This is a genomic window from Paracoccus marcusii (assembly GCF_028621715.1).
GTDB lineage: Bacteria > Pseudomonadota > Alphaproteobacteria > Rhodobacterales > Rhodobacteraceae > Paracoccus > Paracoccus marcusii.
Genome location: NZ_CP117466.1, coordinates 2,412,463 through 2,438,177 on the forward strand (window position 1 = coordinate 2,412,463; position 25,715 = coordinate 2,438,177).

28 protein-coding genes are annotated in these 25,715 nt (G+C 67.9%); 27 read left to right on the top strand and 1 reads right to left on the bottom strand.

Annotation, left to right across the window (positions count from 1 at the left end):
- Positions 1–47: 47 nt before the first annotated feature.
- From PRL19_RS11910 to doeB, 6 genes are all read left to right on the top strand, one after another.
- Entirely contained in the window at positions 48–1,073 is a 1,026-nt protein-coding gene (locus tag PRL19_RS11910; protein WP_139597512.1) for a TRAP transporter substrate-binding protein, read from the top strand.
- A gap of 64 nt (positions 1,074–1,137) precedes the next feature.
- Positions 1,138–1,803 (top strand): TRAP transporter small permease, encoded by a 666-nt coding sequence (locus tag PRL19_RS11915; protein ID WP_273743099.1) that lies wholly within the window; start codon positions 1,138–1,140, stop codon positions 1,801–1,803.
- Positions 1,800–3,086: a TRAP transporter large permease gene (locus PRL19_RS11920; RefSeq protein ID WP_139597514.1), complete on the top strand. Its 1,287-nt coding sequence runs from the start codon at positions 1,800–1,802 to the stop codon at positions 3,084–3,086. The genes PRL19_RS11915 and PRL19_RS11920 overlap by 4 nt, the downstream gene beginning before the upstream one ends.
- Before the next feature lie 10 nt (positions 3,087–3,096).
- Positions 3,097–3,798 (top strand): maleate cis-trans isomerase family protein, encoded by a 702-nt coding sequence (locus PRL19_RS11925; RefSeq protein WP_273743100.1) that lies wholly within the window; start codon positions 3,097–3,099, stop codon positions 3,796–3,798.
- A 27-nt stretch (positions 3,799–3,825) separates the two neighbouring features.
- The gene (gene doeA / locus PRL19_RS11930; RefSeq protein WP_273743101.1) at positions 3,826–5,022 is read left to right on the top strand and encodes an ectoine hydrolase DoeA; all 1,197 of its coding nucleotides are present in this window, start codon (positions 3,826–3,828) and stop codon (positions 5,020–5,022) included.
- A complete protein-coding gene (doeB, locus tag PRL19_RS11935; RefSeq protein WP_127898323.1) occupies positions 5,019–6,008 on the top strand; it encodes a N(2)-acetyl-L-2,4-diaminobutanoate deacetylase DoeB in 990 nt (329 codons plus the stop codon). Before doeA ends, doeB begins: the two co-directional genes overlap by 4 nt.
- Here doeB and PRL19_RS11940 read toward each other — a convergent pair.
- Positions 6,005–6,631, bottom strand: a complete 627-nt coding sequence (locus tag PRL19_RS11940; protein ID WP_273743102.1) for an alpha/beta hydrolase — start codon at positions 6,629–6,631, stop codon at positions 6,005–6,007. The two genes, doeB and PRL19_RS11940, sit on opposite strands and share 4 nt — an antisense overlap.
- 90 nt (positions 6,632–6,721) lie before the next feature.
- On the opposite strand from PRL19_RS11940, the gene PRL19_RS11945 reads away from it, so the two are divergent.
- From PRL19_RS11945 to PRL19_RS12045, 21 genes are all read left to right on the top strand, one after another.
- Positions 6,722–7,600 (top strand): LysR family transcriptional regulator, encoded by an 879-nt coding sequence (locus tag PRL19_RS11945; protein ID WP_139597519.1) that lies wholly within the window; start codon positions 6,722–6,724, stop codon positions 7,598–7,600.
- Positions 7,601–7,690: 90 nt separating this feature from the next.
- Positions 7,691–8,164: a formate dehydrogenase subunit gamma gene (locus tag PRL19_RS11950; protein WP_045999367.1), complete on the top strand. Its 474-nt coding sequence runs from the start codon at positions 7,691–7,693 to the stop codon at positions 8,162–8,164.
- Positions 8,161–9,678 carry a formate dehydrogenase beta subunit gene (locus PRL19_RS11955; RefSeq protein WP_273743103.1) on the top strand — a complete coding sequence of 506 codons (1,518 nt, stop codon included), beginning with the start codon at positions 8,161–8,163 and terminating at the stop codon, positions 9,676–9,678. The genes PRL19_RS11950 and PRL19_RS11955 overlap by 4 nt, the downstream gene beginning before the upstream one ends.
- Positions 9,675–12,602: a formate dehydrogenase subunit alpha gene (fdhF, locus tag PRL19_RS11960; protein ID WP_273743104.1), complete on the top strand. Its 2,928-nt coding sequence runs from the start codon at positions 9,675–9,677 to the stop codon at positions 12,600–12,602. The genes PRL19_RS11955 and fdhF overlap by 4 nt, the downstream gene beginning before the upstream one ends.
- A gap of 2 nt (positions 12,603–12,604) precedes the next feature.
- A complete protein-coding gene (gene fdhD / locus PRL19_RS11965) occupies positions 12,605–13,429 on the top strand; it encodes a formate dehydrogenase accessory sulfurtransferase FdhD (protein ID WP_273743105.1) in 825 nt (274 codons plus the stop codon).
- Positions 13,419–13,622 (top strand): formate dehydrogenase subunit delta, encoded by a 204-nt coding sequence (locus tag PRL19_RS11970; protein WP_127898328.1) that lies wholly within the window; start codon positions 13,419–13,421, stop codon positions 13,620–13,622. Before fdhD ends, PRL19_RS11970 begins: the two co-directional genes overlap by 11 nt.
- A 71-nt stretch (positions 13,623–13,693) precedes the next feature.
- The gene (locus PRL19_RS11975; protein WP_273743106.1) at positions 13,694–14,650 is read left to right on the top strand and encodes a diacylglycerol/lipid kinase family protein; all 957 of its coding nucleotides are present in this window, start codon (positions 13,694–13,696) and stop codon (positions 14,648–14,650) included.
- Between the two features lie 6 nt (positions 14,651–14,656).
- Positions 14,657–15,448 (top strand): metallophosphoesterase family protein, encoded by a 792-nt coding sequence (locus PRL19_RS11980; RefSeq protein WP_273743107.1) that lies wholly within the window; start codon positions 14,657–14,659, stop codon positions 15,446–15,448.
- A 187-nt stretch (positions 15,449–15,635) separates the two neighbouring features.
- The gene (gene rpsA, locus PRL19_RS11985; RefSeq protein WP_084693668.1) at positions 15,636–17,315 is read left to right on the top strand and encodes a 30S ribosomal protein S1; all 1,680 of its coding nucleotides are present in this window, start codon (positions 15,636–15,638) and stop codon (positions 17,313–17,315) included.
- Positions 17,316–17,554: 239 nt separating this feature from the next.
- Positions 17,555–17,839, top strand: a complete 285-nt coding sequence (gene ihfB / locus PRL19_RS11990; protein WP_045999360.1) for an integration host factor subunit beta — start codon at positions 17,555–17,557, stop codon at positions 17,837–17,839.
- 50 nt (positions 17,840–17,889) lie between these two features.
- A complete protein-coding gene (locus PRL19_RS11995) occupies positions 17,890–18,273 on the top strand; it encodes a LapA family protein (protein ID WP_273743108.1) in 384 nt (127 codons plus the stop codon).
- A gap of 3 nt (positions 18,274–18,276) precedes the next feature.
- Positions 18,277–18,912 (top strand): phosphoribosylanthranilate isomerase, encoded by a 636-nt coding sequence (locus PRL19_RS12000; protein WP_273743109.1) that lies wholly within the window; start codon positions 18,277–18,279, stop codon positions 18,910–18,912.
- Positions 18,913–19,147: 235 nt separating this feature from the next.
- Positions 19,148–19,555, top strand: a complete 408-nt coding sequence (locus PRL19_RS12005) for a hypothetical protein (protein WP_045999357.1) — start codon at positions 19,148–19,150, stop codon at positions 19,553–19,555.
- Positions 19,556–19,589: 34 nt separating this feature from the next.
- A complete protein-coding gene (locus PRL19_RS12010; RefSeq protein ID WP_273744505.1) occupies positions 19,590–20,849 on the top strand; it encodes a DNA-packaging protein in 1,260 nt (419 codons plus the stop codon).
- 80 nt (positions 20,850–20,929) lie between these two features.
- Entirely contained in the window at positions 20,930–22,114 is a 1,185-nt protein-coding gene (locus PRL19_RS12015; RefSeq protein ID WP_252930649.1) for a phage portal protein, read from the top strand.
- 3 nt (positions 22,115–22,117) lie between these two features.
- Positions 22,118–22,348, top strand: a complete 231-nt coding sequence (locus tag PRL19_RS12020) for a GTA head formation protein, RCAP_rcc01685 family (RefSeq protein WP_045999356.1) — start codon at positions 22,118–22,120, stop codon at positions 22,346–22,348.
- A gap of 3 nt (positions 22,349–22,351) precedes the next feature.
- Positions 22,352–22,882, top strand: coding sequence for an HK97 family phage prohead protease (locus PRL19_RS12025; protein ID WP_240542390.1), 531 nt, complete (start codon positions 22,352–22,354; stop codon positions 22,880–22,882).
- Between the two features lie 108 nt (positions 22,883–22,990).
- Positions 22,991–24,154: a phage major capsid protein gene (locus tag PRL19_RS12030; RefSeq protein WP_273743110.1), complete on the top strand. Its 1,164-nt coding sequence runs from the start codon at positions 22,991–22,993 to the stop codon at positions 24,152–24,154.
- 190 nt (positions 24,155–24,344) lie between these two features.
- Positions 24,345–24,959, top strand: coding sequence for a head-tail connector protein (locus tag PRL19_RS12035; RefSeq protein WP_045999353.1), 615 nt, complete (start codon positions 24,345–24,347; stop codon positions 24,957–24,959).
- The gene (locus PRL19_RS12040) at positions 24,959–25,297 is read left to right on the top strand and encodes a head-tail adaptor protein (RefSeq protein WP_273743111.1); all 339 of its coding nucleotides are present in this window, start codon (positions 24,959–24,961) and stop codon (positions 25,295–25,297) included. Before PRL19_RS12035 ends, PRL19_RS12040 begins: the two co-directional genes overlap by 1 nt.
- Positions 25,294–25,713, top strand: a complete 420-nt coding sequence (locus tag PRL19_RS12045) for a DUF3168 domain-containing protein (protein ID WP_273743112.1) — start codon at positions 25,294–25,296, stop codon at positions 25,711–25,713. Before PRL19_RS12040 ends, PRL19_RS12045 begins: the two co-directional genes overlap by 4 nt.
- The last annotated feature ends 2 nt before the right edge of the window (positions 25,714–25,715 follow it).

Here is a 25,715-nt window from a genome sequence, read left to right on the forward strand (position 1 = left end):
AGGGCCCGTGCGATCCGCGCGCAGGGCCCGCCCCAACAGGAGGTATCATGACCATCACCACCCGCCCCGCATTCCGCCTTGCCACCGCCAGCCTGACCGCCCTGATCCTGGGATCGGGGGCCGCCATGGCCGACACCTGGCGCTATGCCTTCGAGGAGGCGCTGGACGAGGTCCAGGGCGTCTATGCCCAGAAGTTCAAGGAGGAGGTCGAGGCCAATTCCGACCATGAGGTCCAGCTGTTCCCCTTTGGCACGCTGGGCGAATCCGACAACATCATGGAACAGACCCAGTCGGGCATTCTGCAGTTCGTGAACCAGTCGCCCGGCTTCACCGGATCGCTGATCCCCGAGGCGCAGGTGTTCTTCGTGCCCTATCTGCTGCCCGAGGATGACGACCAGCTGTTCGCCTTCTTCCGCAATTCCGAGGCGATCAACACGATCTTCCCCGAGCTGTACGCCCAGCAGGGACTGGAGCTGCTGAGCATGTACCCCGAGGGCGAGGTGATGGTCACCTCGAACCGGCCCATCGCGGCGCCGGCCGATTTCGACGACGTCAAGGTGCGGGTGATGACCAACCCGCTGCTGGTCAGCAGCTATCAGGCCTTCGGCGCCACGCCGACGCCGCTGCCCTGGGGCGAGGTCTATGGCGGCCTGCAGACCGGCATCGTCGATGCGCAGGAGAACCCGGCCTTCTTCATCGAATCCACCCGCATGTACGAGGTCCAGGACCACATCACCCGGCTGGGCCACAACAACTTCACCACCGCGCTGATGGCCAACCAGGAGTTCTTCGAGGGCCTGTCCCCCGAGGACCAGCAGGTGGTCCGCGACGCGGCCAAGACGGCGTTCGACCACATCATCGAATATCAGCAGGGCCTGACCGAGGCGTCGCTGGAGAAGATCACCGCCGACCGCCCCGAGGTCACCGTGACCACCCTGACCGAGGAGCAGCGCGCGCCCTTCCGCGACACCGCCGCCCAGGTCGAAGAGACCTTCCTGGAGATCGGCGGTCCCCGCGCACAGGAGGTCCTGGACCAGATGAAGGCGGACCTGTCCGCCGCGGCCCAGGGCTGATCCCGGTGCCCCGTCCCGTCCTGTGGGGCGGGGCGCCTAAGCGAACGATGATGGACAGGTGGCCATGACGCCAGAGACCAAAGGTGACCGGCCCCCAGGCCCGGCGGACGACCCGGACATCCTTGCCGCGGCCGAGGCGACGCAGGCGCAGGACGACATCGACGATGCGCTGTACGAATCCGGTCTGCCCGGCGTCCTGGGCGTGGCCGACCGCGCCATCGCCCGGCTGGAGGCCGTGGCCCTGGCGATCGGCGTGCTGGCGATGGCGTTCAACACCGTCGCCAATGTCGTCGGCCGCTTCGTCTTTGGCCGCTCGCTCTATTTCGCCGAGGAGGTCAACCAGGCGCTGATCGTCCTGGTGACCTTCGCGGGCATGTCCTATGCCGCGCGGCACGGGCGCCACATCCGCATGTCGGCCATCACCGACGCGCTGCCGCCCAGGGCGCGCAAGGCGATGCTGGTGGCGATATCGGCGCTGACGGCGGTGCTGCTGCTGGTGCTGGCGTGGTTCGCGCTGTCCTATGTCATGAGCCAGGCGGGCCGGGGCAGGGTTCTGCCCGCGCTGCGCATCCCGCAATGGTGGATCATCGTCTGGGTTCCCGCCGGCTTCTTCCTGACCGGCCTGCAATACGCGCTGACCGCGCTGAAGAACCTCAGGGACCCCGACATCTGGCTGTCGACCGCCGTGCGGGACGGGTACGACCTGCCGCAGAAGGACGCCGACGCATGACCACCGCCATCCTTGGCACGATGATCGTGCTGCTGCTGCTGGGCTTTCCGATGATGGTCCCGCTGATTGTCGCGTCGGTCGTGGGCTTCGTCGCGATATTCGGCGGCATCGGCCACCTGGAGACGCTGGTCCAGCAGGTCATCGCGGGCATCCAGCCCGCCAGCCTGATCGCGGTGCCGATGTTCATCTTCGCGGCCGAAATCATGACCCGCGGCCAGTCCGCGGGCCGCCTGATCGACGTGGTCATGGCCTTTCTGGGCCACGTCAAGGGCGGGCTGGCCATCTCGACCGCGGGGGCCTGCACCATGTTCGGCGCGGTGTCTGGGTCGACGCAGGCCACGGTCGTTGCGGTGGGCGGCCCGATGCGGCCGCGTCTGCTGAAGGCGGGCTACAGCGATTCCTTTACGCTGGCGCTGATCGTGAACGCATCCGACATCGCCTTCCTGATCCCGCCGTCGATCGGCATGATCATCTATGGCGTGGTGTCGGGCACGTCGATTGCGGAACTGTTCCTGGCGGGGATCGGGCCGGGGTTGCTGATCCTGGTGATGTTCTCGATCTACTCCTATGTCTATGCGGTGCGCCACGACGTGCCGACGGAACCGCGCATGCCCTGGCCCGACCGGCTGCGCGCCGTGCGCCGGGCCATCTGGCCGATGGGCTTTCCGGTGCTGATCATCGGCGGCATCTATGGCGGGGTCTTCTCTCCGACCGAGGCCGCGGCCGCCTGCGTCCTTTATGCCCTGGTGCTGGAGATGCTGGTCTTTCGACAGGTGTCGCCCCGCCAGCTGTTCGCGACCGCCAAATCGACCGGGCTGATCACCGCGGTGGTGTTCATCCTGGTCGGCGCCGGCGCGGCCTTCAGCTATGTCATCAGCTTCGCCCAGATCCCGCAGGAGATCCTGGCCGGCATCGGCATCGACGGCATGGGCCCCTATGGCGTGCTGTTCACCATCTCCATCGCGTTCTTCATCGGCTGCATGTTCGTGGACCCGATCGTGGTGATCCTGGTGCTGGTGCCGATCTTTGCGCCGGTGGTGCAGGCGACGGGGCTGGACCCGGTGCTGGTCGGCACGATCATCACCCTGCAGGTCGCCATCGGCAGCGCCACGCCGCCCTTCGGCTGCGACATCTTCACGGCCATCGCGGTGTTCCGCCGGCCCTATTGGGAGGTCATCCGCGGCACGCCGCCCTTCGTGATCATGCTGCTGACGGTTTCGGTCCTGCTGATCTTTTTCCCGCAGATCGCGTTGTTCCTGCGCGACCTGTCCATCGACGGGTAAGGGGAGCCGCATGCAGGACAATCTGAACCGGTTCGGGCTGGTGGCCCTGGCCACCGACCTGACGATCGAGGGTGACGCGGCCAGCCTGATGCCGCCCGGAACCCGGCTGCACGTCACGCGCATCGCCTTCGACAACCCCACGTCCGAGGACAACCTGCGCGCCACCGGCCCGCGCCTGCGTGACGCGGTGGACCTGCTGGTGCCGGGCGTGGCGCTGTCGGGCATCGGCTTCGGCTGCACCTCCGCCGCGGCGGTGCTGGGCGACACGATGGATGCGCTGGCCGGGGGTCGCGCGCCGGTGACCACGCCCGCGGGCGCGGCGCTGCGGGCGTTCGCGGCGCTGGGCGTGGCGCGGGTCGCGCTGATGACGCCCTATCTGGCGGCGACGACCGACCTGGTCGGCGATCATTTCGCGTCCAATGGCATCGATGTCGTCCGCCGGTCGTCGATGGGTCATGCCGACGACCGCGACATGGCCATGCTGAACCCGACCGAGATCACCGAGATGGCGCTGGCCAGCGACCATCCCGACGCGCAGGCGCTGTTCATGTCCTGCACCGCGCTGCCCGCGCTGGACCTGATCGACACGCTGGAGGGGCTGCTGGGCAAACCGGTGGTCACCTCGAACCAGGCGCTGTTCTGGGCGATGCTGGACCGCGCGCGCATCCCGGGTCGCGGGCCGGGCGTGCTGTTCCGCACCCGCAGCTGGTAATTCACCCCCCGACGCAAGGTCCGTCCCATGCCTGAACTGCAACGCACGCCCGAACGTTTCGCGACCGAGGAATACGAGGCCCGGCTGGCCGGCACCCGCGCCCGCATGGCGCGCCAGGGCCTGGACGCGCTGATCGTCAGCGACCCGTCCAACATGGCCTGGCTGACCGGCTATGACGGCTGGTCGTTCTATGTGCATCAATGCGTGATCGTCGGGCCGTCGGGCCCGCCCGTCTGGTTCGGGCGCGGGCAGGACGCGCAGGGCGCGCTGCGTACCGTCTGGATGCCCGAGGACGCGATCATCGGCTATCCCGACCATTACGTCCAATCGACCGAGCGTCACCCGATGGAATACCTGGCCGCCCGTCTGACCGATCTGGGCTGGAACCGGGGCACCATCGGGGTCGAGATGGACAACTACTGGTATTCGGCCAAGGCCCATGCCTGCCTGGCAACGGGCCTGCCCGATGCGCGGTTGACGGATGCCGCGTCGCTGGTCAACTGGCAGCGCGCCGTCAAGACGGAGAAGGAACTGGAATACATGCGCAAGTCCGCGCGCATCGTCGAGCGCATGCACCGCCGCATCGCCGACAAGGTCGAGGTCGGCATGCGCAAATGCGACCTGGTGGCCGAGATCTATGATGCGGGCCTGCGCTATGACGAATGGTCGGGGCATGGCGGCGATTATCCGGCCATCGTGCCGCTGCTGCCGTCGGGGCCGGATGCGGGCGCGCCGCACCTGACCTGGGACGACCAGCCGATGAAGCCCGAGGAGGGCACCTTCTTCGAAATCGCCGGCTGCTATCAGCGATACCACGTGCCGCTGTCGCGCACGATCTTTCTGGGCACGCCCCCCGACGCCATGCTGGAGGCCGAGAAGGCCGTCCTGGAGGGCATGGACGAGGGGCTGGAGGCCGCCCGCGCCGGCAACACCTGCGAGGATGTCGCCAACGCCTTCTTCCGGGTGCTGGACCGCCACGGCATCGTCAAGGACAACCGCACCGGATACCCGATCGGCCTGTCCTATCCGCCCGACTGGGGCGAACGCACCATGTCGCTGCGCCGGGGCGACAAGACCGTGCTGAAGCCGGGCATGACGTTTCATTTCATGACCGGGCTGTGGATGGACGACTGGGGGTACGAGACGACGGAATCGATCATCATCACCGATGGCGCGCCCGACCTGTTCTGCACCCTGCCGCGCCGGATGCTGGTGAAGGGATGACCGCGATCACGCCCACCATCCCGCTGGACGCGCCGGGCAAGCATCACGGCTTTCTGCGCCTGCCCTACAGCCGCAACGACAGCGCCTGGGGCAGCGTGATGATCCCGCTGACGGTGATCCGCGGCGGCGACGGGCCCACCGCACTGCTGACCGGGGGCAATCACGGCGACGAATACGAAGGCCCCCTGGCGCTGCAGCAGCTGGCATGGGAGCTGGAGCCCGCGCAGGTGATGGGCCGCGTGATCATCCTGCCCGCGATGAACGCGCCCGCGGTCGCGGCAGGCACGCGGGTCAGCCCCATCGACGGGGTGAACATGAACCGCGCCTTTCCGGGGCGCCCCGACGGTTCGGTCACGCAGAAGATCGCGGATTACCTGGCGACGGTCCTGGTGCCCGCCGCCGACCTGGTGCTGGATTACCATTCGGGGGGCAAGACGCTGGACTTCCTGCCCTATGCCGCGGCGCATTACCTGGACGACGCGGATCAGCAGGCGGCCTGCGTGGCCGCGATGCGGGCCTTTGGCGCACCCTGGTCGATGATGATGCGGGAAATCGACGCGGTGGGCATGTTTGACACGACCGTGGAACAGCAGGGCAAGGTCTTCGTCACCACGGAACTGGGCGGCGGCGGCACGGCCACTGCGGCGACCGTGTCCATCGCGCTGCGCGGGGCGCGCAACGTGCTGCGCCATGCGGGCATCCTGTCCGGCCCGGTCGAGGGGGTGGACGACAGTCGCATGCTGGACATGCCCGACGATGCCTGCTTCCACTTCGCGCCCCAGGGCGGGCTGCTGCACCCCCTGGTCGATCTGGGTCAGGACGTGGCCGAGGGGCAGCCGCTGGCCTGCATCTGGCCCGTGGACCGCACCGGCATCGCGCCCGTGACGGTCTGCGCGAACCGCCCCGGCCTGCTGGCTGCGCGGCACTTTCCGGGGCTGGTGCAGACCGGCGACTGCCTGGCGGTGGTGGCCGTCCCCGCACCCTAGCGCGCGATCGCGTCGATCAGGTCGGCCAGACCTTGCGGGTGGGATTGGAAGGGCGAATGCCCCCAGGGCCGGTGGTGCAGGTGATCGACCGGCGCGCGGTCCAGCATCGCGCACTGCGCGGCAGGCAGGATGGCGCGGTCCCGGTCGCACAGGACATAGTGGCGGGTGGTCTGCTTGCGCGGACTCGGCAGCGTGTCGCGCAGCGGGCCGACCGGCTGGGGCCGCAGGCGGGACAGATCGGCGTCGGCGCAATCGTCATACAGCATCGCCCGCGCGGCGTGTGGCGACAGAACCAGCCGCACCAGGTCGTCGCGCGGCCAGTTCCTGGGCGGCGCGGGGATCAGCCGGTCCAGCGACGCCACGCTGTCGCCCGGCAGCGGTAGATAGGAACACAGGTGGATCAGCACCCGCGGGGCCGGGTCCATCGCCTCGGCCAGCATGCCGCCCAGGGAATGACCCACGACCACGGGCGCCCAGGGCAGGGCCGCGGCGCAGGCGGCCAAGGTGTCGCCCGCGACATCGGGACAGGCCACGCGCCAGCCTTGCGCCCGCAGCAGGGCCGCGGTCCGGTCCCAGCACCAGCCGCCGTGCCATGCCCCGTGGATCAGCAGGATATCGGTCATGCGCCGACCCTGACCCGCGTCGGCCCGCGCGGCAAGTCCTTGACCGCGCCCGCCCGGACGCGCCTGATGGGGGCCAAAGGGGGACCGCGCATGATCGACAAGCTGGAGATGTTCCTGGCCGTGGCCAAGGAGGGCCATTTTGGCCGCGCCGCCGCGACCATCGGCGTGACCCAGCCCACCCTGTCCGCCGGGATCAAGCAGCTGGAGGAGAGCCTGGGCGTCCTGCTGATCTTTCGCGGATCGCGCTATGGCGGGCTGACACCCGAGGGGCAGCAGGCCCTGGTCTGGGCACGGCGCATCGTGGGCGATACCCGCCAGCTGCGCGACGAGATGCGGGCCGTCCGCCACGGCCTGTCGGGTCGGCTGCGCATCGCGGTCATCCCCACCGCGCTGACCTGGGCCGCACGTATCAGCGCCCGGTTCGGGGCGGCGCATCCGAACGTGGGCTTCACCATCCTGTCGCGCACCTCGGCCGAGATCCTGCAGATGATCGACGACCTGGAGGTGGATGCCGGCATCTCGTATCTGGACAACGAACCGCTGGGCCGGGTCAGCAGCGTGCCGCTGTACGACGAACGCTATCTGCTGGTCGCGCATCAGGATCACCCGCTGGCGGCGCAGGCGCAGGTCGCGTGGTCTGATCTGGACGGGCAGCGGCTGTGTCTTCTGTCCCAGGACATGCAGAACCGCCGTATCATCAACCGCACCCTGACTGCCGCAGGCGTGGTGCCGCAGGCCACGGTGGAATCGAATTCGACCGTGGTTCTGGTGTCGCATGTGATGGCGGGTGGCTGGCTGACCATCCTGCCCGAGGATATCGCCGGTTTCCTGGCGCAGGGCAAACCCTTGCGCCTGATCGCGCTGGAAGGGTCGGCACCGGGCCACGCCGTGGGCCTGATCGCCCCCTGGCGGGAGCCGCACACCCCGGTTCTGGAGGCGCTGCTGAGCGAGGCCCGGCGCATGGTTTGATAGAAATCCTCTATCGTTCAACGGAACTGCGATATTGATTTCAGATGATCCCCGCTGTCTTCTGGGGAACGGATATCTGAAAGGCCAGCCATGCTGAACGACGCGCCAGCCCCGACCGCGGATGAGATCCGCGATGTCGTCACCCCCCTGACCGCGCTGGAGGGGCCGCTGTTGCCGATGCTGCATGCGATCCAGGCGGAATGGGGGCACGTGCCGCAGGCCGCCGTGCCGGTGCTGGCCGACGTGCTGAACCTGGGCCGGGCCGAGGTGCATGGCGTCATCAGCTTCTATCACGATTTCCGCGACCATCCCGCCGGGCGTCACATCCTGAAGATCTGCCGCGCCGAGGCCTGCCAGTCGATGGGCGGCGCCGCGATGGCCGCGGGCGTTCTGGACCGGCTGGGCGTGGACTGGCACGGGACCACCGCCGACGGGGCCGTGACGGTCGAGCCGGTCTATTGCCTGGGCCTGTGCGCCTGCGGTCCGGCCGCGATGCTGGACGGGCAGCTGATGGGGCGGGTCGACGGCGACCGGCTGGTCACCGCGCTGGAGGCGGCACGATGAGGATCTTTGTTCCCCTGGACAGCGCCGCCAAGGCGCTGGGTGCCGATGCCGTGGCCGACGCCCTGACGCAGCAGATCGCCGCGCGGGGTCTGGATGCCCAGGTCGTGCGCAACGGGTCGCGCGGCATGGTCTGGCTGGAGCCCCTGGTCGAGATCGAGGCCGACGGCCGGCGTCTGGCCTATGGCCCGGTGACGCCCGCCGATGTGGGCGCGCTGCTGGATGGCACGTTGCCCTGCCTTGGCCGGGTCGAGGACATTCCCTTCTTCGCGCGCCAGACGCGGCTGACATTCGCGCGCTGCGGGCTGATCGACCCGCTGGACCTGGACGAATACGAACGCCATGGCGGTCTGGCGGGGCTGCGCCGCGCGATCGGCATGGACGGCGCGGCCATCGTGGCCGAGGTCACGGCCAGCGGGCTGCGCGGGCGCGGCGGCGCGGGCTTTCCGACCGGTATCAAGTGGAAGACCGTGGCCGATGCGGTCGCCGATCAGAAATACATCGTCTGCAATGCCGACGAGGGCGACAGCGGCACCTTTGCCGACCGGATGATCATGGAGGGCGATCCCTTCACCCTGATCGAGGGGATGGCAATTGCCGCCCTGGGGGTCGGGGCGACGCGCGGCTATGTCTACATGCGGTCGGAATACCCCGTGGCGATCGACGTGCTGGAACGTGCGGTCGTCATCGCCCGCCAGCGCGGCATGCTGGGTGCGGATGTGCTGGGCTCGGGGCGGGCCTTCGACATGCAGGTGCGGGTCGGCGCCGGCGCCTATGTCTGCGGAGAGGAGACCAGCCTGCTGAACAGCCTGGAGGGCAAGCGCGGAACGGTGCGCGCCAAGCCCCCGCTGCCCGCGCTGGAGGGGTTCCTGGGCAAGCCCACGGTCGTCAACAACGTCATCAGCCTGGCCACCGTCCCGGTGATCTTCGAACGGGGCGCGCAGGCCTATGCCGATTTCGGGCTGGGGCGGTCGCGGGGCACCGTGACCCTGCAGATCGCCGGCAACGTCGCGCGCGGCGGCCTGTTCGAGACCGCCTTCGGGATGTCTCTGGGTGAGGTCGTCAACGACATCGGCGGCGGCACCGCGACCGGGCGTCCGGTCAAGGCCGTGCAGGTCGGCGGGCCGCTGGGCGCCTATATGCCCGTCAGCAAGTTCGACACGCCGATGGGGTACGAGGATTTCGATGCGGCGGGCGGGCTGATCGGCCATGCCGGTCTGGTCGTGTTCGACGACAGCGCCGACATGCTGCAGATGGCGCGTTTCGCGATGGAGTTCTGCGCCGTCGAATCCTGCGGCAAGTGCACGCCCTGCCGGATCGGCGCCGTGCGCGGGGTCGAGACGATCGACCGCATCGCCGCGGGCGATCCGGGTGCCGCCGCCCTGCTGACCGATCTGTGCGAGACGATGAAGGACGGGTCGCTGTGCGCCCTGGGCGGCTTCACGCCCTATCCGGTCATGTCCGCGCTGACGCAATTTCCCGACGATTTCCCCACCCATAAGGAGGCCGCGGAATGAAAGACTTCATCATCCCGGAATTCGCGCCCGGCGACGACCGCGACATGGGCACCCCTGCGCGCAGCGGCGCCCCGGTCGCCCTGACAATCGACGGCATTGCGGTGATCGTGCCCGAGGGAACGTCGGTGATGCGCGCCGCCATGATGGCCGACGTGCAGATCCCCAAGCTGTGCGCCAGCGACAACATGGAGGCTTTCGGGTCGTGTCGCCTGTGCGTGGTCGAGATCGAGGGGCGGCGCGGCACGCCCGCATCCTGCACGACCCCCGTGGCCGAGGGGATGGTGGTCCACACGCAGTCGGCCAAGATCCGCAAGCTGCGCAAGGGCGTGATGGAGCTGTATATCAGCGACCACCCGCTGGATTGCCTGACCTGTTCGGCCAATGGCGATTGCGAGTTGCAGGACACGGCCGGGCAGGTGGGCCTGCGCGACGTCCGCTATGCGCCGGGCGACAACCATTTCGATCCGTCGGGAACGGGCGCGCGGTCGCAGGCCGAGGCCCGGCTGCGCGGGGGGCATGACAACCCGCAGTTCATTCCCAAGGACAACTCCAACCCCTATTTCACCTATGATCCCAGCAAGTGCATCGTCTGTTCGCGCTGCGTGCGGGCCTGCGATGAGGTGCAGGGGACGTTCGCCCTGACCATCGAGGGCCGGGGCTTTGACAGCCGCGTCAGCGCCGGGACCAGCGCCGACGATTTCTTCTCCAGCGATTGCGTCAGCTGCGGTGCCTGCGTGCAGGCCTGCCCGACCGCGACCCTGCAGGAGAAGTCGGTGGCCGAACTGGGCACGCCCACGCGCTCGGTCATCACCACCTGCGCCTATTGCGGCGTCGGCTGCAGCTTCAAGGCCGAGATGAACGGCGACCAGCTGGTGCGAATGGTGCCCTACAAACACGGCAAGGCGAACCGCGGGCACAGCTGCGTCAAGGGGCGGTTCGCCTATGGCTATGCCGCTCACCAGGATCGCATCCTGAAGCCGATGATCCGCGAGCGGATCGAGGACCCGTGGCGCGAGGTCGCCTGGGACGAGGCGCTGGCCTTTGCCGCCGACCGGATGCGCGGGATCCAGGAACGGCATGGGCGGCGGTCGGTGGGGGTCATCACCTCCAGCCGCTGCACGAACGAGGAGACCTATCTGGTCCAGAAGCTGACCCGTGCTGTGTTCCTGAACAACAACACCGACACCTGCGCGCGGGTGTGCCATTCGCCCACGGGATACGGGTTGGGCAAGACCTTCGGCACCTCGGCCGGGACGCAGGATTTCGACAGCGTGGAACAGACCGACGTGGTGCTGATCATCGGGGCCAACCCGACGGACGGCCACCCGGTCTTTGCCAGCCGCCTGAAGAAGCGCCTGCGCCAGGGGGCCAAGCTGATCGTCGTCGATCCGCGCCGCACCGACATCGTGCGTTCCGCGCATGTCGAGGCATCCCATCACCTGCCGCTGCGCCCCGGCACCAACGTCGCCGTCATCAGCGCCATGGCGCATGTGATCGTGACCGAGGGGCTGATGGACGAGGCCTATATCCGCGACCGCTGTGATTGGGACGAGTTCCAGCATTACGCCGAGTTCATCGCCGATCCCCGCCACGCCCCCGAGGCGACCGAAACGCTGACCGGCGTGCCCGCCGCAGAGCTGCGTGCCGCCGCGCGGCTGTTCGCGACGGGTGGGAACGGCGCGATCTATTACGGGCTGGGCGTGACCGAGCACAGCCAGGGGTCGACGACCGTGATGGCGATCGCGAACCTTGCGATGCTGACCGGCAATATCGGACGGCCCGGCGTGGGCGTGAACCCGCTGCGCGGTCAGAACAACGTGCAGGGCGCCTGCGACATGGGGTCGTTCCCGCACGAGCTGCCGGGATACCGTCACGTCAAGATGCCCGACGTGCGCGCGATCTTCGAGAACGCCTGGGGGGTCCAGATCGACCCCGAGCCGGGCCTGCGCATCCCGAACATGCTGGATGCCGCGGTCGAGGGGACCTTCAAGGGTCTCTACTGCCAGGGAGAGGACATCCTGCAATCCGATCCCGACACGCATCACGTGGCGGCGGGCCTTGCCGCGATGGAATGCGTGATCGTCCACGACCTGTTCCTGAACGAGACGGCGAATTACGCGCATGTCTTCCTGCCCGGGTCGTCCTTCCTGGAGAAGGACGGGACCTTCACCAATGCCGAACGCCGTATCAACCGCGTGCGCAAGGTCATGGCGCCCCGCAACGGTTATGAGGACTGGGAGATCACCCAGATGCTGGCCAACGCGATGGGGGCGGGGTGGCATTACACCCACCCGTCCCAGATCATGGACGAGATCGCCGCGACCACGCCCAGCTTTGCGGGCGTCAGCTATGAGCGGCTGGAGGAGCTGGGCTCGGTGCAGTGGCCCTGCAACGAGGCCGCGCCCACGGGCACGCCGCTGATGCATGTCGACGGGTTCCAGTCGGGGCGCGGGCATTTCGTGATCACCGAATACATCCCGACCGACGAACGCACCGGACCGCGGTTCCCGCTGCTGCTGACCACCGGGCGCATCCTGTCGCAATACAATGTGGGCGCTCAGACCCGGCGGACCGAGAACACCGCCTGGCACGGCCAGGACGTGCTGGAGATCCATCCGCATGACGCCGAGACCCGCGGCATCCGCGACGGCGACTGGGTCCGGCTGGCCAGCCGGGCGGGGGAAACCACGCTGATGGTGACGCTGACCGAACGGGTGTCGCCGGGGGTGGTCTATACGACCTTCCACCATCCGGCGACGCAAGCTAACGTGGTGACGACCGATTTTTCGGACTGGGCGACGAATTGCCCGGAATACAAGGTCACCGCGGTGCAGGTCAGCCCCTCGAACGGTCCGTCGGACTGGCAGGAACGCTATACTGCACAGGCCGAAAGGTCGCGGCGGATCCTGTCAGCCGCGGAGTGACGATGAACCTGCCCGACCCAACGACCCAAGCCCCCGCCACCCATGTCCGCGCGGCCAGCCGCGCGGATGTCACCCGGACCCTGCCGGAGGAGACGGCCGTGGCGATGGTCTATGGCGGATCGACCCAGGCCGTCATGATGGCCACGCCCGCGGATCTGGAGGATTTCGCGGTGGGCTTTTCCCTGACCGAGGGGATCGTGACGGACCCTGCCCAGATCGAGCGTCTGGAGGTTCTGGCCCATCCCCGCGGCGTCGAGGCGCAGATGTGGATCGCGGATGACCGCACTGACGCGCTGGCGGCGCGGCGCCGCTTCATGGCGGGGCCGGTGGGCTGCGGGCTGTGCGGGATCGACAGCCTTGAGGAGGCGGTGCGCGCGCTGCCCGACCTGTCGGGCGCTGGGCCGGTGCTGGATGCGAGCCAGATCGCGCGGGCGACTGACGATCTGCGCGGCTGGCAGCCATTGCATGACCGGACCCGCGCGGTCCATGCGGCGGGCTTCATGATCCCCGGACGGGGGATCGTGCTGGCGCGCGAGGATGTGGGCCGCCACAACGCCTTGGACAAGCTGATCGGCGCGATGGCGCGGCAGGGCATGGATGCGGGGCAGGGCGCCTTTGTGCTGACCAGCCGCGTGTCCGTCGAGATGGTGCAGAAATGCGCCTTGGCCGGGGGCGCGGTGCTGATCGCCGTGTCCGCCCCCACCGCCCATGCGCTGCGCCTGGCCCATGGCGCGGGCATCACCCTGGCGGCCTTTGCCCGCGGCGAGGGCTTTGATCTGTTTTCCCACCCCGAACGGCTGCGCGCCGAGGTGTCCGATGTCGCCTGACAAGATGGTCCTGATGGTCAACCAGATCGCCGGTTTCTTCGACACCCAGCCCGGCGGCGCAGCACCCGAAAAGATCGCCGCCCATCTGCGCGATTTCTGGGAGCCGCGGATGCGCGAACAGCTGGTCGCCTTTGTCGGCGGCGGCGGGCAGGGGCTGAAACCGTCGGCCGAGGCGGCGGCCCGGCTGCTGTAGATGCAACCCTGCGGCGGGGTCGGGTGTTCGGTGCCCAGCAGATGACAATCACGGCCGGGGACAGTCCAGCGATGCAGCACAAGACCGATGGGTTCGACCTGGCCAGTGCCAAGGTCTGTGTCGTGATGAACCGCGGATCGGGCAAGAAGAAGCATGTCGAGCTGCGCGAGATGCTGAACGAACGGCTCGCTCCGGCCTGCGGCAGCTTCGAGCTGCGCGAGAGCCGGAAGGGGAGCGACCTACCCGTGCTGGCGCGCAAGGTCGCGACCGAGGGGTTCGACCTGGTGATCGCCGCGGGTGGCGACGGCACACAATCGGCGGTGGCCGGAGCGCTGGTTGATCGCGACGTCGTGATGGGCGTCCTGCCTGGCGGGACGTTCAACTACTTTGCCCGCGACGTTGGCGTCGGTGAGACCGTCGAGGAGGCGCTGGACACGATTTTGGAGGCGCGGGTCGACGCGGTCGATGTCGGCGACGTCAACGGGCTGATCTTTCTGAACAATGTCAGTCTGGGCGCCTATCCGCAGATCCTCAAGACGCGCGAGGGGATCTACAAGCGGTGGGGGCGGTCGCGGATGGCGGCCTATTGGTCGGTGCTGGTGGCGCTGCGGCGTCTGCGCCGTCCGATGCAGCTGGTCGCCCGCGTCGACGGGCAGGAGAGCCGCTATACCAGCGCCTTGGTCTTTGTCGCGCGCAGCGCCTATCAGCTGGACAGCTTTGGGCTGGAAGGGGCGGAAGAGATCCGGCGCGGCGAATTCGCGGTGCTGATCGCCAAGGCGAAGCACCCCCTGCCGCTGATGCGGTCCGCCCTGCGCATGGCGATGGGCAAGAGCGCCAAGAACGACGATTTCGACCTGATCCTGACGGACGAGCTGACCATCGAGACGCCCAAGCGGCGCCAGCTGATCGCCCATGACGGCGAGAAGACGGCGTTGGAGAGCCCCTTCCGGCTGAAGGTGCGCCATGACGGGCTCAAGGTCCTGCTGCCCCGCGATGGGGTCAGCAAGACCGAGCAGCCGAAGGGCTGACCACCGGTGACGCGCATTCTTCACCTGACCGACCTGCATTTCGGATTTCACCGTGCCGCGTTGGAGGAGCCGCTGCTGGCGCGGATTGCGGCGCTGCGCCCCGACCTGGTGGTCATCGGCGGCGACATCACGCATCGCGCGCTGCCCCCGCAGATGCGGCAGGCACGCGCCTTTCTTGACCGCATCGAGGCGCCCTTGATGTGCATGCCGGGTAATCACGACGTACCGGCATGGAACCTTGTGGCGCGGATGTTCTGGCCCTTTGCGGGGTTCCGGCGGCATTTTGGTCCCGTGCTGACCCCGGTGGGGCGGGCGGGCGACGTGCGGGTCATGGCGCTGAACAGCGCCGATCCCTATGCCTGGCAGCGCGGCAAGATCCGCGAGGGCGAGATCGGCCGCATCATTGGCAATGTCGACGCGATGGGCACGAATATCGTGGCGCTGCATCATCCGCTGCAACAGCTGCCGCGGGTCGACAAGGCGCTGGCACGGCGCGCGTCCGAGGCGCTGTACCGGCTGGAGGCGTCGGGGGTGCAGGTGGTCCTGTCGGGGCATCTGCACCGGTGGGCGACGGACGCGTTGCTGGCGACAGGTCGCCATCCGCGCGTGCTGCAGATCCAGACCGGCACGGCGCTGTGTGCGCGCATCACCGACGGGCAGAACGAGTTCGTGCTGCTGGAGATCGACGGCCCCGACCTGCGGCTGGAGCGGCATGTCGCGCGGATGGACGCGGGCGATTTCGGCGCCCCCGAGATCGCGGATTACAGCCGCGCGTCAGGCGTGTGGAGACGCGTTTAGGCGTTGAAATTGGCGTCAAACACGGGTATTGGGGCCGCAGTCACACGGGCGACATGGTCAGAACAGACCGCATTCCAACGGGTCGGGCGTCATGCCGCGACCCTTTGGCGTTGCCCCAACGGCACCATAAAGACCGGCGGAGCCAACCGTCAGGCCGGAAAACAGACACAAAGGATACTGAATACGTATGTGCGCTAAAGCGACCATGGAGGAGTTCGAGGCCCTTCTGAATGAAAGCCTCGAGATTGACACCCCCGACGAGGGCAGCGTTGTCAAAGGCCGCGTCATTGCCATCGAGGCAGGCCAGGCCATCATCGACGTCGGCTACAAGATGGAAGGCCGCGTCGATCTGAAGGAATTTGCCAATCCCGGCGAAGAGCCCAGCATCAAGGTCGGCGACGAGGTCGAGGTCTATCTGGACCGCGTCGAGAACGCCCGCGGCGAAGCGTCGATCAGCCGTGAGAAGGCCCGCCGCGAGGAAGCCTGGGATCGTCTGGAGAAGGCCTACGAAAGCGAAGAGCGCGTCGAAGGCGCCATCTTCGGTCGCGTCAAGGGCGGCTTCACGGTCGACCTGGGCGGTGCCGTCGCCTTCCTGCCCGGTTCGCAGGTCGATGTGCGCCCCGTGCGCGATGCCGGCCCGCTGATGGGTCTGAAGCAGCCGTTCCAGATCCTGAAGATGGACCGTCGCCGTGGCAACATCGTCGTGTCGCGTCGCGCCATCCTGGAAGAGAGCCGCGCCGAACAGCGCGCCGAAGTCATCGCGAACCTGACCGAAGGTCAGTCGATCGACGGCGTGGTCAAGAACATCACCGAATACGGTGCCTTCGTTGACCTGGGCGGCGTCGACGGCCTGCTGCACGTCACCGACATGGCCTGGCGTCGTGTCAACCACCCGTCCGAGATCCTGGCGATCGGCGAGACCGTCAAGGTCCAGGTCATCAAGATCAACAAGGACAGCCACCGCATCAGCCTGGGCATGAAGCAGCTGCAGGCCGATCCGTGGGATACGGTCGCCGACAAGTTCCCGATCGAGTCGGTCCACCAGGGCCGCGTGACCAACATCACCGATTACGGCGCCTTCGTGGAGCTGGAAGCCGGTGTCGAGGGTCTGGTCCACGTTTCGGAAATGAGCTGGACCAAGAAGAACGTCCACCCGGGCAAGATCGTCTCGACCTCGCAGGAAGTCGAAGTGATGGTTCTGGAGATCGACGAGGCCAAGCGCCGCGTGTCCCTGGGCCTGAAGCAGACGATGCGCAACCCGTGGGAAGTGTTCGCCGAAACCCATCCGACCGGCACCGTCATCGAGGGCGAGGTCAAGAACATCACCGAGTTCGGTCTGTTCATCGGCCTGGAAGGCGACATCGACGGCATGGTCCACCTGTCGGACATCAGCTGGGATGCCCGCGGCGAAGACGCGATCCAGGACTTCCGCAAGGGTGACGTCGTCAAGGCGGTCGTCCAGGACGTGGACGTCGAGAAGGAGCGCATCAGCCTGTCCATCAAGTCGTTGGAAAACGAGAACATGGCCGAGGCCGTTGATGGCGTGAAGCGTGGCACCATCGTCACTGCCGAAGTCACCGCGATCGAAGAGGGTGGCATCGAGGTCGAGTACAACGGCGTCAAGTCGTTCATCCGCCGCAGCGACCTGGCCCGCGACCGTGCCGACCAGCGCCCCGAGCGTTTCAGCGTCGGCGACAAGGTCGACGCCCGCGTGACCAACGTCGACACCAAGACCCGCCGTCTTGGTCTGTCGATCAAGGCCCGCGAGATCGCCGAGGAAAAGGAAGCCATCGACACCTATGGCAGCTCGGATTCGGGCGCGTCCCTGGGCGACATCCTGGGTGCGGCACTGAACCGCAACAGCTGATCGGCCCAACCCGATCGATCCTTGCCCGCCCCGGTTCGTCCGGGGCGGGCTTTTTCTTGCCCACGGCCGGGCGGATGCACGCCATCCCGCTTGCGCGTTTGGGGCAAAGCTGGCAACGCTATGAAACCAGTGACTTCTGTCGGGCGTTGAACGGAAACATGAAGGGCGGTATTGCACCGGCCTTGCGGTTTGACGTGCTGACTTTGACGGCAGGAAGACCCGTCCAATTGGGGGAACATATGATCCGGTCCGAACTGATCCAGAAGATCTCAGATGAAAACCCCCACCTGTTCCGCCGCGACGTCGAGAGGATCGTGAACACGATCTTCGAGGAGGTCATCGACGCGATGGCGCGGGGCGACCGGGTCGAGTTGCGCGGCTTTGGCGCCTTCTCTGTCAAGAAGCGCGATTCTCGGACGGGGCGCAATCCGCGCACCGGGGAATCGGTCGAAGTTGACGAAAAGCACGTTCCGTTCTTCAAGACCGGCAAGCTGCTGCGCGACCGCCTGAACGGCGACGCTTGAGGCCCCTGTTTACCGGGCATCCCGCCCGTCTGCGATATCGAGGAAATTCAATGCGCTTCATCCGTCTGATCTTTGTCGCAGCACTGGCGCTTGTGCTGGTGGCGGTCGCCTTGGCCAACCGTGACATGGTCACCCTGTCAGCGTTCCCGGCCAATTTCGGACAGTACTTGGGCGGCACGTGGTCGCTGACGGTGCCGCTGTTCCTGGTAATCTTCGTGGCCTTTACCTTGGGCATGCTGGCCGGTCTGGTCTGGGAGTGGCTGCGCGAGGCGCATTTCCGCCGCGAGGCGCGTCAGCGCAACGCCGAGGTCGTGCGTCTTGAGAGTGAGGTCGGGCATCTGCGCGACCGCCACGCCGCCCCGCGCGACGAGGTTCTGGCGATCCTGGACGAGCCTGCCCCGGCCAAGGGCGCGGCCCTGCCTGCGGTTCGCTGAGGCGTGGCCGAGGTCAAGATCTGCGGGCTGTCCGAGGAACGCCATGTCGCGGCGGCCGTCGATGCCGGTGCGCGCTTTCTGGGGTTCGTATTCTTTCCCAAGTCGCCGCGTGCAGTGACCCCGACCCAAGCCGCAGCGCTGACGGCGGAGGTTCCCGTTGGGGTCGCCCGGGTGGGACTGTTCGTCGATCCGTCGGACGATTTGCTGCGAGAGGTGCTGGACCACGCGGCGCTGGACGTGATCCAGCTGCATGGCCATGAGAGCGCCGGGCGGGTGGCCGAGGTCAAGGCGTTGACGGGGCTGCCTGTGATGAAGGCAGTTGGTCTGTCGGGTCCGGCGGACCTGCCGCAGTTGATGGATTACGGCGTTGCTGCGGACATGCTGCTGGTGGATGCCAAGCCGCCGGCGGGGGCCGATCTGCCGGGCGGGAACGGGCTGGCCTTTGATTGGCGGCTGCTGGTCGGGCGGCATTGGTTGCGGCCTTGGATGCTGGCCGGGGGACTGACACCGGACAACGTCGCCGAGGCCGTGCGGCTGACGGGCGCGCCTGTCGTGGATGTCAGTTCGGGCGTGGAACGTGCACCGGGCGTCAAGGATGTTGCGCTGATCCGCGCGTTCGTCGAGGCCGCGCGGAGCTGATTCAGTGGCATGTTGCGCGGCGTACGCCGGGGGTGTTGCATAGTGTATCACATTGTAATCGCAGAGTTTATGCGCCACATTTTGCACGTATAGGTTTATCGATTGACTTTGCGAACGCCCTAAGGTAGAACTTTTACATGCTGGAAGAGGTGGGCAAGCGGCCGGGGGAAACCCCTGGGCCGCTTTTTTCGTCTCTTGGCTCGTGCGGACAGGAACACGAGGCGGGGCAGAGTGCATGAACGATATGGAATGGGGCGGGGCCGGGAAAACCGACGGACCTTTCGTGACTGGAACCCAGCCTGAGAAGGCCGGGTTCGCGATGCCCGAGATCGCCGAGGGCGAGGACGAGATCGACGTCCTTCGCTGGCTGTTCTGGGATTACGTCAAGGACCTGCGGGGGCACCAGGCCGAGCTTGAAGCGCTCAAGTCCGGGGAGCTTGACCCGGCCAAGCTGAAAAAGGCCATGGAGACGGCGAAGACGGTCCGCGAGGCCGTCCAGCTGCTGATGGCGGAAAGGATCAAGGTTGACAAACTTCGCAAGGACATCGCGGGCGGCGTCGGAGGGGGCAGCCTTGACCTCGGCGCCGCACGAGACGAGATCGGGCGCCGCCTGGCTTGCCTCCGCCGGGCCGGAGGAGGTTGAGGAGTTCCTGGGCGGGCTGTCGCAGAACGCGCTGATGAGCCTGCCCTGGCTGTTCGAGTTCTGGGCTTTGCCGCACCAGTTGCCCCCGGAGGGCGACTGGAAGTCCTGGGTGATCATGGGCGGGCGCGGCGCGGGCAAGACCCGCGCCGGGTCGGAATGGGTGCGCAGCCTGGTCGAGGGGCCCACGGCCGCAGCGCCCGGGAAGTGCCATCGCGTGGCCCTGGTCGGGGAGACCTTCGACCAGGTGCGCGAGGTGATGGTGTTCGGCGAGAGCGGCATCCTGGCCTGTTCGCCCCCCGACCGGCGTCCGGTCTGGGAGGCGGGCCGCAAGCGGCTGGTCTGGGCGAACGGGGCGACCGCGACGGTCTATTCCGCGCATGAGCCGGAGGCTTTGCGTGGGCCACAGTTTGACGCAGCCTGGGTCGATGAGCTGGCCAAGTGGAAGAAGGCCGAGGATGTCTGGGACATGCTGCAGTTCGCGCTGCGGCTTGGCGAACATCCCCAGCAGGTCGTCACCACGACGCCGCGCAATGTGGGCGTGCTGAAGCGCATCCTGGCCAATGCCAGCACTGTGGTGACCCATGCGCCGACGGATGCGAACCGCGCCTATCTGGCGGAGAGTTTTCTGGCGGAGGTCGAGAGCCGCTATGGCGGGACGCGGTTGGGGCGCCAGGAGCTGGATGGCGTGCTGCTGGACGATGTCGAGGGGGCGCTGTGGACGACCGCGATGCTGGAAGGCGCGCGGGTGGCCGAGGCGCCCAAGCTGGACCGGATCGTCGTCGCGGTCGACCCGTCGGTCACCGGCGGGCGGGCCAGCGACGAATGCGGGATCGTGGTCGCGGGCGTCGTCATGCAGGGCGAGCCAAAGGATTGGCGCGCCTATGTGCTGGAGGATGCCAGCGTCCGGGGCGGGCCCACGGATTGGGCCCGCGCCGCGATTGCCGCGATGGACCGCCACGGTGCCGAGAAGCTGGTGGCCGAGGTGAACCAGGGCGGCGATCTGGTCGAGAGCGTCGTGCGCCAGATCGACCCGCTGGTCCCGTTCAAGGCCCTGCGGGCGTCGCGGGGCAAGGGGTTGCGGGCAGAGCCCGTCGCCGCGCTGTACGAGCAGGGGCGCGTCAAGCATCTGAAGGGCGCCCTGGGCACGCTGGAGGATCAGATGTGCCAGATGACGGTGCGCGGGTTCGAGGGGCGGGGCAGTCCCGACCGGCTGGATGCCCTGGTCTGGGCGGTCCATGAGCTGATGATCGAGCCCGCCGCAGGCTGGCGCAGGCCGCAGATGCGGCGATTGTAACCGGGTCCGAGAGGTCGGACCGACGAAGGGCCGTCCCGCAGGGGGCGGCCCTTTCGCATGGCTGAGGCATGGAGGCGAGCATGGCGTTTCGATTGTTTTCGCGGGAGGAAAAATCATCCCCCCCGCCAGAGAGGAAGGCCAGTGCGACGGGCCGGGTCGTGGCATTCGCCAGCGGGTCCGGGCGCCCTGTCTGGTCGGCCAGGGATACGGGCACGCTGACGCGCGGCGGGTTCATGGGGAACCCGGTGGGCTTTCGCAGCGTGCGCCTGATCGCCGAGGCCGCGGCGGCCGTGCCGATGATCTGCGCGGATCGCGACCACCGCTATGAGGTGCATCCGGTTCTGGACCTGCTGCGTAGGCCCAATCCGGGCCAGGGCCGGGCCGAGCTGTTCGAGGCGCTGTTCGGGCAGATCCTGCTGTCGGGCAACGGCTATCTGGAGGCTGTGGGCGCGGACGCCACGGGCATCCCGGAGGAACTGCACGTGCTGCGGTCCGACCGCATGAGTGTGGTGCCCGGTGCGGATGGCTGGCCTGTGGCCTATGAATATGCGGTGGGCGGGCGCAAGCACCGGTTCGACATGACCGGCAGCCCCGACCCGATCTGCCACGTCAAGGCGTTCCACCCGCAGGACGACCATTACGGTCTGTCGCCGATGCAGGCGGCTGCCGTCGCGCTGGACGTGCACAACAGCGCCAGTGCCTGGTCCAAGGCGCTGCTGGACAATGCGGCGCGGCCCAGTGGGGCGATCATCTACAAGGGGGTCGATGGGCAGGGGGTGCTGAGCGCCGAGCAGTACGACCGCCTGGTGGGCGAGATCGAGATGAACCATCAGGGCGCGCGCAATGCGGGCCGTCCGATGCTGCTGGAAGGCGGGCTGGACTGGCGTCCGATGGGTTTCAGCCCGTCCGACATGGAGTTCCACGAGACCAAGCTGTCGGCGGCGCGCGAGATCGCGTTGGCTTTTGGCGTGCCGCCCATGCTGCTGGGAATTCCGGGGGACGCGACCTATGCGAATTATGCCGAGGCGCACCGGGCGTTCTTCCGCCTGACGGTGCTGCCGCTGGCGACGCGGGTGTCGGCGGCGGTCGCCTGGTGGCTGTCCGAGCATCTGGGCGCCGAGATCGAGCTGCGCCCCGATCTGGACCAGATCCCTGCCCTGGCCGAGGAGCGCAACCAGCAATGGGCTCGCATCAGCGGTGCGAGCTTCCTGACGGATGCGGAAAAGCGCGCCCTGCTGGGCCTGCCGCCCCTGGACGGGGCGTGAGGCATGGAAGGGTCGCGTTTCGTCAAGGACGGGCTGTGGCACGACACGCGTCTTGAGGCGCAGGAACGGATCATGGCGCTGCAGTTCGGCCAGGTCGAGAAGCGCCTGGAGCGGATCGAGGCGATGATCGAAGGGCTGGAGCGGCGGCTGTGGATGACGGTCTACGGCGTGGTCGCCGTGATCCTGACGCAGGCCGTCCAGGGTATTCTAGATTATGCGCCGAAAGGAGGCTGAGGGATGGTTCCGGGTCTGGAGATGAAGTTCGCGGGCGGTCCGCCCGTGCTGACCGACGGTCAGGTGATCGAAGGTTATGCCAGCCTGTTCGGTTTGACCGATCAGGGCGGCGATGCGGTGCTGCCCGGCGCGTTTGCCGCGTCGCTGGCGCGGATCGCTGCGCGCGGCGACAAGGTGCGGATGCTGTGGCAGCACGATCCGACCCGCCCCATTGGGGTCTGGGACGAGGTCCGGGAGGACGGCAAGGGCCTGTGGGTCAAGGGCCGCCTGCTGCCCGACGTGGCGCAGGCCCGCGAGGCGGCGGCGCTGATCCAGGCGGGTGCGATCGACGGGCTGTCCATCGGCTATCGCACCCTGCGGGCCGAACGCGACAAGGCCGGGCGGCGGGTACTGGCCGAGGTCGAGCTGTGGGAGGTGTCGCTGGTGACCTTCCCGATGCTGGCCGAGGCCAAGGTGGACCGCAAGGACAGCGACGAGATGCGCGACGTCGCGGCGCTGTTCGTGCAGGCGGCACAGGCCCTGCGCGGCGCATGAGATTTCGGACCGGGTGCATCCCGGTCCGTCAACCAGGTTCGGACCGGTCCCGTGCGGGAGGTCCGACGACAGGGGCGCGGCCCCGATCACCGTGACGAGGAGAAGACTATGACCGAGGTGAAGGCCGCGGGCGGCGGCGACATGCCCGCCGACCTGAAGGGGGCCATGATGGGGTTCGTCAGCGAACTCAAAGGCTTTCGTGAAGATGTTCAATCCAAGCTCAACGCACAGGAACAGCGTATGACCATGATCGACCGCAAGACCGCCCTGCGGGGCCGCGCGCCCCTGTCCGCCACCGCAGAGGTCGAGGTGCCCCACCAGAAGGCGTTCAACGCCTATCTGCGCAGCGGCGACGATGACGGCCTGCGCGGTCTGGCCATCGAGGAGAAGGCGCTGTCGGTGGCCAGCGACGGCGGTTTTCTGGCCGCACCCAAGGTTGCCGAGACCGTGCAGAACACGCTGCATTCGACGTCGTCGCTGCGCCGTCTGGCCAACGTGGTGACCATCGAGGGCAGCGTCTATGAGGCGCTGGTCGAGCGTGGCGACATGGGCGCCGGTTGGGCGACCGAGGCCGCCACGGTCGAGACCGCGAACTCGGCCCTGGACCGCATCGCCATCCCGGTCCACGAGCTGTCCGCGATGCCGCGTGCCAGCCAGCGCCTGCTGGACGATGCGGCCTTTGATGTCGAGGGCTGGCTGGCCGAGCGCATCGCCGAGAAGTTCGCCCGGTCCGAGGCCAACGCCTTTCTGCGCGGCGACGGCGTCGACAAGCCGCGCGGCCTGCTGAGCTATCCCACCGCGCCTGCGGCGACCGCGACCACGGCCCAGATCGGCTTCGTCGCCACCACCGCGGCTGGCGATTTCCCGGCCGCTGCGCCGATGGATTGCCTGATCGACCTGATCTACTCTCTGGGCGCGGAGTATCGCTCGAACGCCTCGTTCCTGATGAACTCGAAGACGGCGGCGCGGGTGCGCAAGATGAAGGATGCCGACGGCCGCTTCCTTTGGACCGATGCGCTGAGCGTGGGCCAGGTGCCCCAGTTGCTGGGTTATCCGGTGATGATCAGCGAGGACATGCCCGACATGACGACGAGCTCGTTCTCGATCGCGTTCGGTGATTTCCGCGCGGCCTACACGATCGTCGAGCGTCCCGACCTGCGCGTGCTGCGCGACCCGTTCAGCGCCAAGCCGCACGTGCTGTTCTATGCCACCAAGCGTGTCGGCGGCGGGATCACCGATTTCCGCGCCGTCAGGCTGCTGCGCTTCATCTGATCCCCCGAGGGATCGGATGAGGGAGGGGCGCGCCTGGTGCCGGGCATTCCGGTTTAGCAACTGTCCGCGCGCGCTGATGGCCGGCGTGCGGCGCGCCCCGCTTCCCTGTTGCCTGCAAGACAGCCGGGGCCCCGTTCGGGGGCCCCGCCTTTGGTGGAACATGCGGACGGCACGACGGGAGGTTCGCAACATGATGCTGATAGAGGAAACGGCGCCCGCGGCGGAGGCGCTGCCGGTGGCCGCCCTGCGCGCGCATTTGCGTCTGGCCCAAGGTTTCGAAGGGCCCGACGACGCCGCCGAGACGGCGGCACTGGCGGGCTTTCTGCGTGCAGCGATCGCCACAATCGAGGGGCGCACCGGCAAGGTGCTGCTGAAGCGGCGGTTCCGCATGCAGCTGGACGATTGGCGCGACCGGCTTGGCCAGTCGCTGCCGCTGGCGCCCGTGCATTCGGTCGAGCGCATCGAGATCGACGACGGGAACGGCACGCTGACCCAACTGCCCCCCGAGGGGTGGCGGCTGGTCCCGGACGGACAGCGCCCCGTGATCCTGCCGACCGGGGTCGTGCTGCCGTCGATTCCGCGGCGGGGGACGGTGACGATCACGTTCCTTGCGGGCTTCGGGGACGCCTGGTCGCAGGTTCCGGCGGATCTGGCGCAGGCGGTCATCCTGTTGGCCGCGCGGTATTACGACGATCGCAGCCAGGATGGTTTGCGTCATGCACTGCCCTTTGGTGTCAGCGCGCTGATCGAGCGCTGGCGCGCGGTCCGCACCCTGGCCGGGCGCGGCAGCCGGGAGTGGCGCTGATGGCCGCTGTGAACCTGTCGACGCGGCTGGCGCTGGAGACATCCGACCGGATCGAGGACGGCCTGGGCGGCTATGAGACGCGGTGGCGTCAACTGGGCTGGCTGTGGGCGCAGATGGAGGCGCGGTCGGGTCGCGAACAGGGGACCGGCGCGGGAATGATCAGCGTGGTCCAATGGCGCATCACGCTGCGCGCCGCGCCTGTGGGTGATGCGCGACGCCCGCGGCCCGGGCAGCGGCTGCGCCAGGGAACACGGTTGTTTCAGATCGAGGCGGTCGCGGAGAGCGATCCGTCCGGTCGGTATCTGGACTGCTTTGCGCGCGAGGAGGATCTGACATGAGCTATGGGGCAGGGGTCGCCTTGCGGGCGGCCGTCTATCAGCAGTTGCGCACGAACGAGGCGCTGGCGGATCTGGTGGGCGATGCGATCTTCGACGCGATGCCGGTGACGGCGCCGAGCGGGATCTATGTCTCGCTTGGTCCCGAGGAGGTGCGTGACGCCAGCGACTCCACGGCACGCGGATCGCGGCATGATTTCGTGATCTCGGTCATGGCGGGCAGCGACAGTGGGGCGGGCTTCGGCGCGGTCAAGGCCGCAGCGGTCGCCGTGGCCGATGCGCTGGAGGCGGGCGGACTGGTGCTGTCGCGCGGACAGCTGGCGGGTTTGTGGTTCCTGCGCGCAACCGCGCGGCGGGTGAAAAGCGGCGCGGCTCGTCAGGTCGACCTGACCTTTCGCGCGCGCATCGATCTGAACTGAGG

Coding starts and splice junctions, on each gene's coding strand:
- PRL19_RS11910 (WP_139597512.1), top strand. CDS start 48: ATGACCATCACCACCCGCCCCGCATTCCGCCTTGCCACCGCCAGCCTG.
- PRL19_RS11940 (WP_273743102.1), bottom strand. CDS start 6,631: ATGACCGATATCCTGCTGATCCACGGGGCATGGCACGGCGGCTGGTGC.
- PRL19_RS11975 (WP_273743106.1), top strand. CDS start 13,694: ATGCAGCACAAGACCGATGGGTTCGACCTGGCCAGTGCCAAGGTCTGT.
- PRL19_RS11950 (WP_045999367.1), top strand. CDS start 7,691: ATGCTGAACGACGCGCCAGCCCCGACCGCGGATGAGATCCGCGATGTC.
- doeA (WP_273743101.1), top strand. CDS start 3,826: ATGCCTGAACTGCAACGCACGCCCGAACGTTTCGCGACCGAGGAATAC.
- PRL19_RS11955 (WP_273743103.1), top strand. CDS start 8,161: ATGAGGATCTTTGTTCCCCTGGACAGCGCCGCCAAGGCGCTGGGTGCC.
- PRL19_RS12015 (WP_252930649.1), top strand. CDS start 20,930: ATGGCGTTTCGATTGTTTTCGCGGGAGGAAAAATCATCCCCCCCGCCA.
- PRL19_RS11920 (WP_139597514.1), top strand. CDS start 1,800: ATGACCACCGCCATCCTTGGCACGATGATCGTGCTGCTGCTGCTGGGC.
- PRL19_RS12030 (WP_273743110.1), top strand. CDS start 22,991: ATGACCGAGGTGAAGGCCGCGGGCGGCGGCGACATGCCCGCCGACCTG.
- PRL19_RS12045 (WP_273743112.1), top strand. CDS start 25,294: ATGAGCTATGGGGCAGGGGTCGCCTTGCGGGCGGCCGTCTATCAGCAG.
- fdhF (WP_273743104.1), top strand. CDS start 9,675: ATGAAAGACTTCATCATCCCGGAATTCGCGCCCGGCGACGACCGCGAC.
- PRL19_RS12020 (WP_045999356.1), top strand. CDS start 22,118: ATGGAAGGGTCGCGTTTCGTCAAGGACGGGCTGTGGCACGACACGCGT.
- PRL19_RS11945 (WP_139597519.1), top strand. CDS start 6,722: ATGATCGACAAGCTGGAGATGTTCCTGGCCGTGGCCAAGGAGGGCCAT.
- PRL19_RS12010 (WP_273744505.1), top strand. CDS start 19,590: ATGAGCCTGCCCTGGCTGTTCGAGTTCTGGGCTTTGCCGCACCAGTTG.
- PRL19_RS11925 (WP_273743100.1), top strand. CDS start 3,097: ATGCAGGACAATCTGAACCGGTTCGGGCTGGTGGCCCTGGCCACCGAC.
- PRL19_RS12040 (WP_273743111.1), top strand. CDS start 24,959: ATGGCCGCTGTGAACCTGTCGACGCGGCTGGCGCTGGAGACATCCGAC.
- fdhD (WP_273743105.1), top strand. CDS start 12,605: ATGAACCTGCCCGACCCAACGACCCAAGCCCCCGCCACCCATGTCCGC.
- PRL19_RS11915 (WP_273743099.1), top strand. CDS start 1,138: ATGACGCCAGAGACCAAAGGTGACCGGCCCCCAGGCCCGGCGGACGAC.
- ihfB (WP_045999360.1), top strand. CDS start 17,555: ATGATCCGGTCCGAACTGATCCAGAAGATCTCAGATGAAAACCCCCAC.
- PRL19_RS12035 (WP_045999353.1), top strand. CDS start 24,345: ATGATGCTGATAGAGGAAACGGCGCCCGCGGCGGAGGCGCTGCCGGTG.
- rpsA (WP_084693668.1), top strand. CDS start 15,636: ATGTGCGCTAAAGCGACCATGGAGGAGTTCGAGGCCCTTCTGAATGAA.
- doeB (WP_127898323.1), top strand. CDS start 5,019: ATGACCGCGATCACGCCCACCATCCCGCTGGACGCGCCGGGCAAGCAT.
- PRL19_RS12005 (WP_045999357.1), top strand. CDS start 19,148: ATGAACGATATGGAATGGGGCGGGGCCGGGAAAACCGACGGACCTTTC.
- PRL19_RS11970 (WP_127898328.1), top strand. CDS start 13,419: ATGTCGCCTGACAAGATGGTCCTGATGGTCAACCAGATCGCCGGTTTC.
- PRL19_RS12025 (WP_240542390.1), top strand. CDS start 22,352: ATGGTTCCGGGTCTGGAGATGAAGTTCGCGGGCGGTCCGCCCGTGCTG.
- PRL19_RS11995 (WP_273743108.1), top strand. CDS start 17,890: ATGCGCTTCATCCGTCTGATCTTTGTCGCAGCACTGGCGCTTGTGCTG.